Raw genomic sequence first — 14,467 nt, 5'->3', positions numbered from 1 at the left:
TTTAACTTTTGTTTTATAATAACTTTTAAAAGTTTGCATCCATTGTATTAATGGATTAAATTTGCACAATATTTAACTACTCATGAAATATACAACACGACAAAGCGCCATACTTTTACTAAGTGATGGAACCATTTTTCACGGAAAATCGATAGGAATCAGTGGAACAACTTTTGGAGAAGTATGCTTTAATACCGGAATGACCGGTTATCAGGAAATTTTTACTGATCCTTCTTATTTTGGACAATTAATGATCGCCACTAATGCTCATATTGGGAATTATGGCGTAAATGAAAATGAAGTAGAATCTGATGGTATAAAGATATCTGGTTTGGTTTGTAAAAACTTTAGTTTCAATTATTCCAGAGCAGATGCTTCAGAGAGCTTAGAAGACTACTTCATTAAACAAAACCTTATTTGTATTTCAGATGTGGATACTAGGGCACTTGTAAGTTACATTAGAGACAATGGAGCTATGAATGCTGTTATTTGTACCGATGGTACTTCTGTAGAGGATTTGAAAATGTCTTTGGCAAATGTTCCTGATATGAAGGGATTAGAACTAGCTTCAAAAGTTTCTACTAAAGAGGCATATTACTATGGTGATGAAAATGCTACCTACAAAGTTTCAGCTTTAGACTTAGGTATTAAAACAAATATCCTTCGTAACCTTGCTAAAAGAGATTGTTATATTAAGGTTTTTCCTTTTGACTCAACATACAGTGATTTAGCTTCTTTTAGTCCGGATGGTTTTTTCTTGTCTAATGGTCCTGGTGATCCAGAACCTCTTTCAGGAGCTATTCAAGTGGCAAAAGAAATTTTGGAAAATAATAAGCCGTTATTCGGAATTTGTTTAGGCCACCAAGTAATTGGTTTAGCTAATGGAATTTCGACATATAAAATGTTTAATGGGCACCGAGGAATAAATCATCCTGTAAAGAATTTAATTTCTGGGAAAGGTGAAATTACTTCTCAGAATCATGGTTTTGCAGTTAACAAGGAAGAGTTGGAGAACAATTCTGATATGGAAATTACGCATGTTCATTTAAATGACGGAACTGTTGCAGGTATGAAAATGAAACACAAAAATTGTTTTTCAGTTCAGTATCATCCTGAAGCTAGTCCAGGACCTCACGATTCCTCTTATTTATTCGATCAGTTTATTGAAAATATCAAAGGGTAAGATTAAGAGTTCTCTTTTTTATAAAAACTATAGGGATACTTTCTTTTTAATTAAAGTTAGTATCCTTTTTTAGTTAATATGGTTTTGAATAATACGTTTTAAACCGTAAAATAGAGATATTGGTACCATTGTTAATTTATCTTATGTGGTGATTTTGCATGGATTGAGCCAATAGTTTTCTTTTTTACTTAAAAAAAAAGCAAGAGTGCTATGTTATTTCTATAAAAATTAGCGTAGAATTTTTATTTATATATAATTATAACGTTTTCGTTAATAAGATTCATTATTTTCATATTATCATTAGAAAAGATAGAATATATTTGTGTTATTAAAATTTAAAATAAAGTAGTATGAGTATTATTATCAAAATTCACGCAAGACAAATTTTCGATTCAAGAGGGAATCCTACAATAGAAGTAGATGTAGTTACTGAACATGGTGTTTTGGGTAGAGCGGCAGTTCCATCTGGAGCTTCAACTGGAGAACATGAAGCAGTGGAATTACGTGACGGAGGAAAAGCTTATTTAGGAAAAGGAGTTTTAAATGCAGTGAAAAATGTTAATACCATTATTGCTGAAGAACTTTTAGGGACGTCTGTTTTTGAACAAAATGTAATTGATCAAATGATGATTGATTTGGATGGTACGCCAAACAAATCTAAGTTAGGTGCAAATGCGATTTTAGGTGTTTCTCTTGCAGTAGCAAAGGCAGCCGCTAATGAATTAGGTTTGCCATTATATAGATATGTAGGTGGTGTTTCTGCAAATACATTGCCTGTGCCAATGATGAATATCATCAACGGTGGTTCACATTCTGATGCGCCGATTGCTTTTCAAGAATTCATGATCTTTCCTGTTAAGGCAACTTCATTCACCCATGCAATGCAAATGGGGACAGAGATTTTTCATAGTTTGAAAAAAGTATTACATGATAGAGGTTTGAGTACGGCTGTAGGTGATGAAGGAGGTTTTGCGCCAACATTAGCTGGTGGTACGGAAGATGCTTTGGATACAATTAAATTAGCAGTTGAAAATGCTGGATATACGTTTGGTGACGAGATCATGATTGCTTTAGATTGTGCTGCTGCTGAATTTTATGTAAACGGTAAATACGATTACTCTAAATTTGAAGGTGAAACTGGTAAAATTAGATCTTCTGCTGAACAAGTAGACTATTTAGCTGAATTGGTTGCTAAATACCCAATTATCTCTATCGAAGACGGTATGGATGAAAACGACTGGGATGGATGGAAGTTGCTTACAGACAAAATTGGAGATAAAGTTCAGTTAGTTGGAGATGATTTGTTCGTGACTAATGTAGAGCGTTTGTCTACAGGTATCGAAAGAGGTATTGCTAATTCAATTTTAATAAAAGTGAACCAAATTGGTACATTAACAGAAACTATTGCGGCTGTAAATATGGCTAAAAATGCAGGTTATACTTCTGTAATGTCACATCGTTCTGGAGAAACAGAAGACAATACAATTGCTGATTTAGCAGTTGCGTTAAATTGTGGTCAAATTAAGACTGGTTCTGCTTCGCGTTCTGATCGTATGGCAAAATACAATCAGTTATTAAGAATAGAAGAAGAGCTTGGTGACACAGCGTATTTCCCTGGAAAAAAAGCGTTCAAGATAAAATAATAGTATTATTTTTATTTATATAAAGCCATTCGAGTTATTCGGATGGCTTTTTTGTTGAATTTAACAATAACATTATCAATTTCGCTTTTTATTTAATGTTATTATCCTTAGATTTGGTAGATTATTAAATATAAAGTTTTATTTTCAAAATATTATGTCAAAAACAGCTATAGTAGAAATTGATGGTAAGAGGTATGAGTTTCCAGTTGTAGAAGGAAGCGAAAACGAAGAAGCTATCGATATTAACAAATTACGAGATTTAACTGGGGTAATTACTCTTGACCCAGGGTATAAAAATTCAGGTTCTTGTACCAGTAAAATCACTTTCTTAGATGGAGAACTAGGAATACTTCGTTACAGAGGGTATTCAATTGAAGAATTAGCTGATAAAGCTGATTTTTTAGAAGTGTCTTTTCTTTTAATTTTTGGAGAGTTGCCAACTGCAGTTCAGTTGACGCAATTTGAAGATGATATTAGAAGACACACATTAGTTAATGAAGAAATGAAAAGCATCATTGATGGTTTTCCAAGAACGGCGCATCCGATGGGTGTTTTAGCTGCTTTAACTAGTGCGTTAACAGCATTTAACCCTAAATCAGTAAATGTTGATAATGAAAAAGAAATGTATCATGCCGTTTGTAAGACGATGGGGAAATTCCTAGTAATTGCAACATGGACGTACAGAAAAAGCATGGGTTATCCTTTAAACTATTATGATAACACAAAAGGATACGTGGAGAACTTCATGAAATTAATGTTTGAAATACCAACAGGACCTTATAAAGCAAGTCCAATTGTTATCGATGCATTAAATAAATTGTTTATCCTTCATGCAGATCATGAACAAAATTGTTCCACATCTACAGTAAGAATGGTAGGTTCTTCTCATGCTGGATTATTCGCTTCAATTTCAGCAGGTGTTTCTGCACTTTGGGGACCTCTACATGGAGGAGCAAATCAAGCAGTTCTTGAAATGCTAGAAGAAATCCATAACAATGGAGGTGACACGGATAAGTATATGGCTAAAGCCAAAGATAAAAACGATCCTTTTAGACTGATGGGTTTTGGTCATAGAGTTTATAAAAACTTTGATCCACGTGCTAAAATTATCAAAAAAGCGGCAGATGAAGTTTTAGAAACTTTAGGTGTTGATGATCCAATTCTTGCAATTGCAAAGAAATTAGAAGCATTGGCTCTAGAGGATGAGTATTTCAAATCAAGAAGCTTATATCCAAATGTAGATTTCTATTCTGGAATCATTTATAGAGCATTAGGAATTCCTACTGATATGTTTACGGTGATGTTCGCTATTGGACGTTTACCGGGTTGGATAGCACAATGGAAAGAAATGCGCGAAAACAAAGAGCCTATCGGAAGACCAAGGCAAATATATACTGGGTCTCCTTTGAGAGATTTTAAAACAGTAGATAAACGATAAATTCAATTTTAAAAAGCTTCACTTTCTAGTGAGGCTTTTTTTACCTTTGTCCAAATTGAAATACTATATGTTAAAATTAAATGTAAAGAACGAGAGTTCAAGATTACGAGCAGTAGTTTTGGGAACAGCAATTAGTAATGGTCAAATTCCGTCAGTAGATGAAGCATATGACCCAAAATCATTAGAGCATATATTAGCAGGAACCTATCCAGTTGAAAAAGATATGGTGGCTGAGATGGAAGCTTTTAATAAAGTGCTTCATAAATATGATGTCACAATTTATAGACCCGAGTTAATTGCTGATTATAATCAGATATTTACAAGAGATATCGGTTTTGTAATTGACGGGATTTTTATCAAATCAAATATTTTACCGGAACGCGAGAGAGAGTTGGATGCTATTCAATATGTGCTTGATCAGATAGATCCTAAAAAAGTAGTTCGTCCTCCTGAAGAGGTTCATATCGAAGGTGGAGATGTAATGCTTTGGGACGACCATATATTTATCGGTACTTATAAAGGAAGTGATTATAAAGATTATATTACCGCAAGAACAAATAAAGAGGGAGTACAATTTATAAAAGACTTGTTTCCTAATAAAGTAGTGAAAGAATTCGATTTGGTGAAATCTAAAATTGAAGCCAGGGATAATGCTTTACATCTTGATTGTTGTTTCCAGCCGGTAGGCCTCAATAAGGGAATTATCTACAAGAGCGGATTTCGTGAAGAAGCGGATTATATGTATCTGGTGAATCTTTTTGGTAAAGAAAACTTATTTCATATCACTAGAGATGAGATGTACACTATGAATTCTAATGTGTTTTCTATTGACTCTAATGTTGTGGTTTCCGAAAAGAACTTTACAAGATTAAATAATTGGTTGCGATCTGAAGGTTTTACAGTGGAAGAAGTTCCCTATGCCGAGATTTCCAAACAAGAAGGACTATTACGCTGTTCCACACTACCTTTAATAAGAGACTAAAAATTTCGTTTCACGATTTAAGGTCTTAAGTTTGGCCGTTCGCAACTTGATTTGAGTACCGTGAACTAGCGGAACAAACCTTAAACTTTAAATTTTAAACAAAAAAACAGCATGAAACAAACAACAAATTCTATATTGATGATTCGTCCGGTGGCGTTTAGGATGAACGAACAAACGGCAGTTAATAATTACTATCAAAAAGTATTAGACGATCTTTTACCGGCAACAGTAAATGCAAAGGCACAACAAGAATTTGACACTTTTGTTGAAAAACTAAGAGCTGTTGGTGTTGATGTCACTGTAGTCGATGACACATTAGATCCAGATACTCCAGACAGTGTTTTTCCAAACAATTGGGTTTCTTTTCATGAAAATGGAGATGTGGCATTGTATCCTATGTTTGCAGTGAACCGCCGTCATGAACGTCGTGAGGAAATTTTGGATATGTTAGAAGATAAAGGATTCAAGATTGAAAACATTGTAGATTATACTTCTGCAGAGGAAGATGGTTTTTTCTTAGAAGGTACTGGAAGTTTACTCCTTGATAGAGCGAATGAAAAAGCATATTGTGCTTTGTCTCCAAGAGCTGATGAAGAATTGTTTATTGAGTTCTGTGAAGATTTTGACTATGCACCAGTATTGTTTGAAGCTTTTCAAACTGTAAATGGAGAACGAAAATTGATTTATCACACGAACGTTATGATGTGTTTGGGTGAAACTTTTGCGGTAATTTGTGCTGATTGCATCGATGATAGAAAAGAACGCAAAACGGTTCTGGACAATCTAAAGAAGGACAACAAAGAGGTGATTTTGATCACGGAAGAACAGGTTAATACTTTCGCTGGAAACATGCTGGAAGTGCGAGGTGCAGATGATAAAAGATATTTGGTAATGAGTGCGGCTGCACATCAGAGCTTAAAGCCAAAACAAATAGAGCAGTTAGAAAAACACGCGACAATTCTAAGTTCAAGTTTAGATACTATTGAAGCTTGTGGCGGTGGAAGTGCCCGATGTATGATGGCAGAAATTTTCTTACCAAAAGCATAAAAAAAAGACCTTCTTTATTGAAGGTCTTTTTTTTTTTTGAATTATAGCGATCTGTTTTTTACATCAAATTTGTTTTGACTATTGTTAGGATAGAGCTAATAATGTATTGAACTCCTATGGCAATTACGATAAAACCTACGATTCTTGAAATAGCCACAATTCCGGAAGCTCCAAGTATTTTAGCTAGATAATGTGCGCTTCTTAAGGTGATAAAAATTGCGATGGCTACGGCTATCATGGCTAAAACGGAAATTATAATTTCGGATGTTTGTTGATGTTCACTATAAAATGCAATTAGCAGGGACATAGATCCCGGCCCAGCAAGCATGGGAATGGCTAATGGAGTTAAAGCAATATCATTTCGCTTTTGTGCATCACTTTCTACTTTTTTACTCACACCTCTTTTTTTGTTAAATTGGCCTGAGAGTAAAGAAAACCCTGAAGTAGCTATAACAATTCCTCCTGCTATACGTAGAGCTTCCATACTAATTCCGAAAAAGGATAAAACATATTCCCCTAAAAAAAAGGAGATAATCATAATCACAAAAACATTGACTGCTGTCCACAGTGAAATACGGGAACGTTCTTTTTTGTCATCATCCTGTGTGAGTCCAACAAAAATGGGAACTGTACCAATAGGGTTGATAACTGAAAAAAGGGCAGCAAACAAATAAATAAAAAGTTCCATGTTTTTTCGCGAAATTAGTTGGTTGTATTGCCTGTTAAAGCATTTTTAGGATTAAGAAAAGGTTATGATATGAAGAATAGAATTGTAATATAATAGTATTAGAAATCGAAAGATATTAATTTTAATTAAAACGGACTATAGTATTTTAGTACTTTTACCAAAAAATAATAAAATAATGAAAAATAAAAAAACTTTAGTTCTTGGTGCATCAGCAAAACCAGAGAAATATGCATACAAAGCGATTACTATGCTTGTTGAGAAAGGACACTCTGTTCTTGCTATTGGTCAAAATGCTGGAGAAGTGGCTGGGATAAAAATTCAAACTAAAGCAATTCCTTTAAAAAACATTGATACGATTACCTTATATTTAAACCCAGCGCGTCAAAAAGATTATTATAATTATATAGTAGAAACTAAACCAAAACGCGTGCTTTTTAATCCAGGTACTGAAAACCCAGAATTTTACCAGCTTTTGGAATTGAATAACATAAAATCAGAAGTGGCTTGTACATTGGTTTTATTGACTACAAATAGGTATTAAACACCTAAATTTGTTTATGAATTTTGAAGTATCTTATTACTTCATGAAATGAGAATATTGTGTTCATTCCGTCTCGTTTTTACAACGAGACGGAATGCAATTACAAAACACTTTCTTCGGACTTTGTATGAATATTAAAAACGAGTTTCTTCTATAGCTGGTTTACTAATCAATAGCAATCCTATGAAAGTGATTAGTCCGTTTATGATAATCAGTTCGTTATCGAATACATATCCAAAAAATAATACTTTTGAATTTTCGCTAAGTAAAAAAGTTAGGCCAGGAGATAACAAACAGATAAATGGTACAAATTGGTCCTTAACTGTTTTTGTTTTCATAAATAAACCGAAACTGTACAATCCTAATAATGGGCCGTAGGTATAGGAAGCGATCCTAAAAATCATTCCTACTACAGAGCTGTCGTTGACAGAATTAAAAAACACAATCACTAAGAACATTAGAAAGCAGAAGCCAAGATGAGTAAAATGTCTTGCTCTTATTGCAGTGGTCTTGTTCCTGTTTTCAGTTTTGTCCATTCCTAGAAAATCGACGCAAAAGGAAGTTGTTAATGCAGTTAAGGCCGAGTCTGTTGTTGCAAATGTAGCCGCTGTTAATCCTAGTAAGAATATTACTGACGGAATCAAAGTTAAGTGATGAAAGGCTATTTCAGGAAAAAGCAAATCCGTTCTTGGTTTTCCGGTTACCAAATCCGTTGGGACTTCAATGCCATTTTTTGCAGCATAAATATAAAGTAAGGCACCTACACTTAAGAAAAATATATTGATCAGTACAAATATTCCAGTGAAAGCAAACATGTTTTTTTGGGCTTCGCCAATGGTTGCGCAACTTAAATTTTTCTGCATTAAGTCCTGATCTAATCCTACCATAGCAATCGTTACAAAAATTCCGCCCAGAATTTGTTTTACAAAATGAAATTTACTGCTTAGAAAATCTTCGAAGAAAAATACTTTAGAATAATTACTATTTTTCACTTCTTCAAAAGCTTCTATAATATTCAAGTTTAAGCTTTGGCAAATAAAATAAATCGTCAGAAAAACGGAAGTTACTAAGAAAAATGTTTGTAAAGTGTCAGTTATGATAATTGTTTTTAAGCCTCCGCGATAGGTGTAAGCAAATATTAGAGCTAATGAAATTAGTACAGTAACTGCGAATGGGATTCCGTAAAAATCAAATACAAATCGTTGCAATACAATGACAACGAGATACAATCTAAATGCAGATCCAATGGTGCGGCTTATTAAGAAAATTGTAGCTGCAGTTTTATAAGAATAAGTTCCCAGACGACGTTCTATATATCCATAAATAGAAGTCAAGTTCATTCGGTAGTACAATGGTAATAGTACTTTGGCAATGAATATAAAACCTATTGCGTTTCCAAGAACAAACTGAAAATACTTGAATTGTTCTCCACTTGGAGCTCCCACTTCTCCGGGAACCGAGATGAAAGTCACGCCGGAAAGTGCTGTTCCGATCATCCCGAAAGCGACCAAATACCACTTCGAATTTTTGTTCGCTTTAAAGAAAGCATCATTTCCGCTGTCTTTTTTACTGGTAATATGGGAAATAGTAAATAATATTCCGAAGTAGATAACGATAAGGGATAGGATAGCGAAGGGTGTCATTTTTTGTATTTTGAAAAGCCAAAATACAAATTTTTAGTTAATCCGTTAATCGATGCCTCCTTTATTTATTCGAGCATGAATTTATAGAAGGGATTAGGTAAATAACCATTTAAACAATTAAACAAATTGCTACATTTGCAGTTATGGAATTTTCTTCAAAATTAATAGAAAAAGCAGTTAACGAAATATCTCAGTTACCGGGTATAGGAAAGAGAACTGCCTTGCGTTTGGTGTTGCATTTATTGAAACAACCCAAAGAGCAAACTGGTTTTTTGGCTCAAGCATTGGTAAACATGCGAGAAGATATTAAGTATTGTACAAATTGCCACAACATTTCAGATAGTGCTATTTGTGAGATCTGCGCTAATAAAAATCGGAATCATCAAATTGTTTGTGTTGTAGAAGATATTCGTGATGTCATGGCAATCGAGAATACAGGACAATTTAGAGGAGTTTATCACGTTTTAGGTGGTAAAATATCTCCTATTGATGGAGTAGGTCCTAGTCAGTTGCGAATTACAACATTGGTAGAAAAGGTAAAGGCCGGTAGTGTAAATGAAGTTATTTTTGCTTTAAGCTCAACAATGGAAGGAGACACCACTAATTTTTACATCTATAAGCAGATAGCAGATGCTGATATTGTGATTTCTACCATCGCGCGCGGAATTGCCGTAGGAGATGAATTAGAATATGCAGATGAAGTTACTTTAGGTAGAAGCATATTGCAGCGCGTACCCTTTGAAAAGTCTTTCAAAAACAATTAATTGTCTTAATAAATAACTAAACTTTTGATATAGTAAATGAAAAGCTATATTTGTTAAATAAAACATAAAAATGAACAAACATATATTCTATTTATTACTAGGTATTAGTGTGTTATTTACTTCATGTATTCCAACTCAGGATTTAATTTACTTGCAAAAAAAGGATAATTCTGAAACTGAAATAGGAATCTCTGCTATTGTCGCAAAACCATATCGATTGCAAACTAACGATGTGTTGAGTATTAGTATCAAGGCGATTGATCCAAAATTAGTTGCTATTTTTAGTACCACAAACGAAGTAGCCGCTGGAAAATCAGAATCGGGATTGTATTTTGATGGTTTTACGGTTGATGATCATGGGAATATTAGAATGCCCGTTTTAGGAGAACTTAATGTAATTGGTTTTACTTTGGATGAAATAAGAGTTAAAATTGAAAAGCAGTTGTTATCTGAATATTTTAAAAAGGAAGCTAATATTTTTGTTATTGTAAAATTAGCGGGCTTTAAGTATACTATCAATGGAGAAATTGGAAGTACAGGAACGAAGACTTTATTTCAAGAAAACGTGAATATTATGGAGGCTATCGCAAATGCGGGAGATATTACTATAACAGGGAATAGAAAAGCGGTTACAATTATTAGAAACTCGCCAACAGGCGTACAAATGCATGATCTTGATCTTACGGACATCAATGTAATGAATTCGCCTTATTTTTATTTACAGCCTAATGACTATATTTATGTAAAACCACTCAAACAAAAAACTTGGGGAACAGGAAAAACGGGAATAGAATCGATGGGAACAATTATTACTTTGCTTTCATTGGCCACAACGACCTTTTTCTTACTATTTAAAAATTAAAACAGAGATCAAAAAATGTTAGATATAAAAGATTTTTCGATTTTTGAAGACCAGGTTAGTTTTGACTTTAAGGGGTTTTTAATAAAAATTGGAAGTTACTGGAAATGGTTCTTATTAAGCTTAATTATCACCTTTACCATCGCGTATCAGGTAAATATTCGTAAAAGCAAAGTGTATAGTATGGAGACGCTTATTTCTGTAAAGGAAGAAAGTAATCCGTTGTTTACTTCTAATACCAGTCTTGTTTTTAATTGGGGTGGTACTTCGGATCAGGTTCAAACTATTTCGACGACAATACAATCCAGGTCACATAACGAATTGGTAGTCGACAAGCTTCAATACTACATTAATTATTTAGTTCAGGGTAAATATGCGCTTGAGGATGCTTACGGTGCAGTTCCTTTTTATGTTGAGATTGATAAATCAAAAGGGCAGCTAGCAGGAAGTCTCATAGGAATTACGTTTGTAAGTGAAAATGTTTATGAAATTCGAATCCCATTTGCAAGTCAAAATGTTTCGTTGATTACTTATTCAGATAATTCATATAGTAATACGGCTGTTGCTACAGGGGATTTTATTAAGAGATATAAGGTTGGTGAACGGGTTTCTTTGCCTTTTTTGAATTGGAAATTGCAAATAAATGATAATCCAGGATTTTATAAAGGCAATGAGTATTTTGTTTCGTTTAGCGATTTTAATGGAACAGTTGCGGGGTATAAAGGAATAAATGTTCGTTCAGACGACAAAGGAGGTTCTATAATTACACTTGGAATGCAAGGGGGAAATAAGGCAAGGATGGTTAAATACCTGAATTCGACCGTAGAAATGCTTATCAAAAGACAATTGGACAGCAAGAACCAATTTGCTACAAACACAATCGCTTTTATTGATAGTACGTTAATTGCGATGGAATCGCAGTTGAAAGAAACGGGAAATGAACTAAAATCATTTAGAAAAGGCAAGAATATCTACGATATTGAAGAAGGAGGAGCTAAGTTTTCTGATAAGATGCTTGAATTTGATGTGAAGAGAGATGAAGTAAACCGTAAAATCACGTATTACAACACCTTAAAGTCGTATCTAAAAAATAGTGTGGATTACTCAAAACTTCCAGCGCCATCAGTAGCGGGTATTGACGATCCAAATGTGGTGACTAATGTTTCCAAATTGATTTCGCTTTCAGGCCAAAGATCAGAAATGGCTTATGCTGTAAAAAGCGATAAGATATTTAAAGATTTTGACAATCAAATGGCAGCTATTAAAAATGTATTGTTAGAAAATATTGCGTCTGCAAAATCGTCTTTGCAATATGATTTGGCATTGGTAAATAATAAAATTAGCCAAACGGAAAGTACAATAAAGACGCTTCCAGACGACCAGCAGGAACTAATTAAAATAAAAAGGAAGTATGATTTAAGTGACAACATTTATAGTACTTTTCTTCAAAAAAGAAGCGAAGCAGATATTGTAAAAGCGGCAAATTTGTCTGACATTCATTTTATCGACCCGGCAAAAGATGTGGGTGGTGGGCAAATAGGTCCAAGGACATCCGCTAACTATGTGTTAGCACTGTTTCTGGGGATACTTTTTCCGTTGTTATTTGTGTTTTTTATTTTCTTTATTAATAATTCCATTCAAAATACGGATGATATTGGAAAACTGACAAAAATTCCTTTAATCGGAGTAGTAGGTCTAAATAAAGAAATTTCTGATTTGGCGGTGTATGACAGACCTAAATCAGCATTATCTGAATCCTTTAGAGCGATACGTTCTTCGCTTCAGTATTTGTATAAAAAACAAAATGTGGATGGTGCGAAGACATTGATGATTACATCCTCTGTCAGTGGAGAAGGAAAAACATTCTGTTCTATAAATATCGCTACCGTTTTTGCGTTAAGCGGAAAAAAAACGGTGATTATTGGGTTAGATTTAAGAAAGCCCAAATTATTTGATGAGTTCAATTTATCAAATGAAGTTGGAATCGTTAACTATTTAATTAAGCAAAAAAGTGTTGATGAGATTATCAACCATACTCAGATTCCTTATCTTGATGTAATTCTTTCAGGCCCTATTCCTCCTAATCCGTCAGAAATGATTATGAGTGATGGAATGGGAGAATTGATTGAAGAATTAAAGAAAACCTACGATTATATCATTTTAGATACACCACCAGTTGGACTAGTTTCCGATGCTCTGGAATTATCTCAGTACTCTGATGTCACTCTATATATTGTGAGACAGAATTTTTCCAAAAAGGAAATGATTACGTTGTTGAATAATAGAGTGAAACGAGGAGAACTTGACAATGCCAGTATTATTTTTAATGGTTTTGAAAACAAGGCTAAATATGGTGCAGGTTATGGCTATGGTTACGGCTATGGTTATGGATACGGTCCGTATTCAAATGGATACACGGATGAAGGCAAACCGCGGAATTTCTTTGATGCAATCAGTAGAAAATTGGGGTTAAAACGAAAAAAATAATGGGAGCATTTTTAAATTAATATAAATGAAAGAGGGAGTGAAAAGCAGAATATTAATTACGGGTGGAGCTGGATTTATTGGCTCTAATCTATGTGAGTATTTTTTATCCAAAGGGCATGAAGTAACTTGCTTTGATAATTTTGCTACGGGACACCGACATAACTTAAAACACTTTATCGATAATCCTAACTTTCGGTTGATTGAAGGCGATATTAGAAATGCTATTGATTGTCAAAATGCGGTGAAAGGGGTAGATTATGTTTTGCATCAGGCAGCACTTGGTTCTGTACCGCGTTCTATTAATGATCCCGTTACTACCAATGATGTAAATGTATCTGGTTTTTTGAATATGCTGGTAGCTACTACCGATGCCAAGGTGAAGCGATTTGTGTATGCAGCCAGCTCTTCAACTTATGGAGATTCGGCTGGATTGCCAAAAGTGGAGGATGTGATAGGGAAACCACTCTCTCCTTATGCAATAACTAAATATGTAAACGAACTGTATGCTGATATTTTTAGCAAAACATACGGCTTGGAAACGATAGGTTTGCGTTATTTTAATGTTTTTGGTCGAAAACAGGATCCTAATGGCGCTTATGCTGCGGTTATTCCAAAATTTGTGATGCAATTGATGAATCATGAAACGATTACCATCAACGGAGACGGAAATTATTCACGCGATTTCACTTACATTGAAAATGTTATTCAGATGAATGAATTGGCTATGACTACAGAAAACCCGTCGGCGGTAAATACGGTGTATAATACTGCTTTTGGAGATAGAAATACCTTAAATGATTTGGTGAATTATTTGAAAGAATATTTAGCAAAATATGATCCTGCGATAGCGGATACAGAAGTATCCTATGGTCCAAATAGAGCAGGAGATATTCCGCATTCTTTGGCCAGTATTGCTAAAGCAAAAGAGTTGTTGGGTTATAATCCGCAATTTTCCTTACAGCAAGGATTGAAAGAAGCGATTGATTGGTACTGGAATAATTTAAAGTAGATCGTTGTTGGTTAACTGTTATGAGTTATTTTTGGTCAGTTATGGGTTATCCGTTAGTATATGTTGAGTTATAGGATGGAGAATTATTTCCAATAGAGCAAAGATAACAAGGCACAAAGTGCCGAAAACCGAAAACCGAAAACCGAAAACCGAAAACCGAAAACCGAAAACCGAAAACCGAAA

The 14,467-nt window shown here is 34.2% G+C and carries 12 protein-coding genes; 10 read left to right on the top strand and 2 right to left on the bottom strand.

The window, feature by feature from the left end; genetic code table 11:
- Positions 1-82: 82 nt before the first annotated feature.
- The 5 genes from carA (at position 83) to AAC069_RS14755 (ending at position 6,293) form a co-directional block, all read left to right on the top strand.
- Positions 83-1,183: a glutamine-hydrolyzing carbamoyl-phosphate synthase small subunit gene (gene carA, locus AAC069_RS14775; protein WP_339921230.1), complete on the top strand. Its 1,101-nt coding sequence runs from the start codon at positions 83-85 to the stop codon at positions 1,181-1,183.
- A 350-nt stretch (positions 1,184-1,533) separates the two neighbouring features.
- Positions 1,534-2,826, top strand: coding sequence for a phosphopyruvate hydratase (gene eno / locus AAC069_RS14770; protein WP_091091622.1), 1,293 nt, complete (start codon positions 1,534-1,536; stop codon positions 2,824-2,826).
- Between the two features lie 154 nt (positions 2,827-2,980).
- Positions 2,981-4,264: a citrate synthase gene (locus AAC069_RS14765; protein ID WP_339921228.1), complete on the top strand. Its 1,284-nt coding sequence runs from the start codon at positions 2,981-2,983 to the stop codon at positions 4,262-4,264.
- A 67-nt stretch (positions 4,265-4,331) separates the two neighbouring features.
- Complete coding sequence (locus AAC069_RS14760) at positions 4,332-5,246, top strand: arginine deiminase family protein (RefSeq protein ID WP_339921227.1); 915 nt, start codon at positions 4,332-4,334, stop codon at positions 5,244-5,246.
- Positions 5,247-5,357: 111 nt separating this feature from the next.
- On the top strand, positions 5,358-6,293 hold the full coding sequence (locus AAC069_RS14755) for an arginine deiminase-related protein (RefSeq protein WP_339921226.1): 936 nt from the start codon (positions 5,358-5,360) through the stop codon (positions 6,291-6,293).
- A 58-nt stretch (positions 6,294-6,351) separates the two neighbouring features.
- On the opposite strand, the gene AAC069_RS14750 is transcribed toward AAC069_RS14755, so the two are convergent.
- The gene (locus AAC069_RS14750; protein WP_339921225.1) at positions 6,352-6,981 is read right to left on the bottom strand and encodes a MarC family NAAT transporter; all 630 of its coding nucleotides are present in this window, start codon (positions 6,979-6,981) and stop codon (positions 6,352-6,354) included.
- Positions 6,982-7,156: 175 nt separating this feature from the next.
- On the opposite strand from AAC069_RS14750, the gene AAC069_RS14745 reads away from it, so the two are divergent.
- On the top strand, positions 7,157-7,522 hold the full coding sequence (locus AAC069_RS14745; RefSeq protein ID WP_091091637.1) for a CoA-binding protein: 366 nt from the start codon (positions 7,157-7,159) through the stop codon (positions 7,520-7,522).
- 134 nt (positions 7,523-7,656) lie between these two features.
- Here AAC069_RS14745 and AAC069_RS14740 read toward each other — a convergent pair whose 3' ends face one another.
- Complete coding sequence (locus AAC069_RS14740; RefSeq protein ID WP_339921224.1) at positions 7,657-9,165, bottom strand: sodium:solute symporter; 1,509 nt, start codon at positions 9,163-9,165, stop codon at positions 7,657-7,659.
- 143 nt (positions 9,166-9,308) lie between these two features.
- On the opposite strand from AAC069_RS14740, the gene recR reads away from it, so the two are divergent.
- The 4 genes from recR (at position 9,309) to AAC069_RS14720 (ending at position 14,284) form a co-directional block, all read left to right on the top strand.
- The gene (gene recR, locus AAC069_RS14735; RefSeq protein ID WP_339921223.1) at positions 9,309-9,929 is read left to right on the top strand and encodes a recombination mediator RecR; all 621 of its coding nucleotides are present in this window, start codon (positions 9,309-9,311) and stop codon (positions 9,927-9,929) included.
- A 70-nt stretch (positions 9,930-9,999) separates the two neighbouring features.
- The gene (locus AAC069_RS14730; protein WP_339921222.1) at positions 10,000-10,791 is read left to right on the top strand and encodes a polysaccharide biosynthesis/export family protein; all 792 of its coding nucleotides are present in this window, start codon (positions 10,000-10,002) and stop codon (positions 10,789-10,791) included.
- A 15-nt stretch (positions 10,792-10,806) separates the two neighbouring features.
- Entirely contained in the window at positions 10,807-13,275 is a 2,469-nt protein-coding gene (locus AAC069_RS14725) for a polysaccharide biosynthesis tyrosine autokinase (RefSeq protein WP_339921221.1), read from the top strand.
- Between the two features lie 25 nt (positions 13,276-13,300).
- Positions 13,301-14,284: an SDR family oxidoreductase gene (locus tag AAC069_RS14720; protein WP_339921220.1), complete on the top strand. Its 984-nt coding sequence runs from the start codon at positions 13,301-13,303 to the stop codon at positions 14,282-14,284.
- Positions 14,285-14,467 lie beyond the last annotated feature (183 nt).

The sequence above is a fragment of the uncultured Flavobacterium sp. genome (assembly GCF_963974175.1).
Taxonomy (GTDB): Bacteria; Bacteroidota; Bacteroidia; order Flavobacteriales; family Flavobacteriaceae; genus Flavobacterium.
This window is presented reverse-complemented; position numbering and strand designations above follow the sequence as displayed.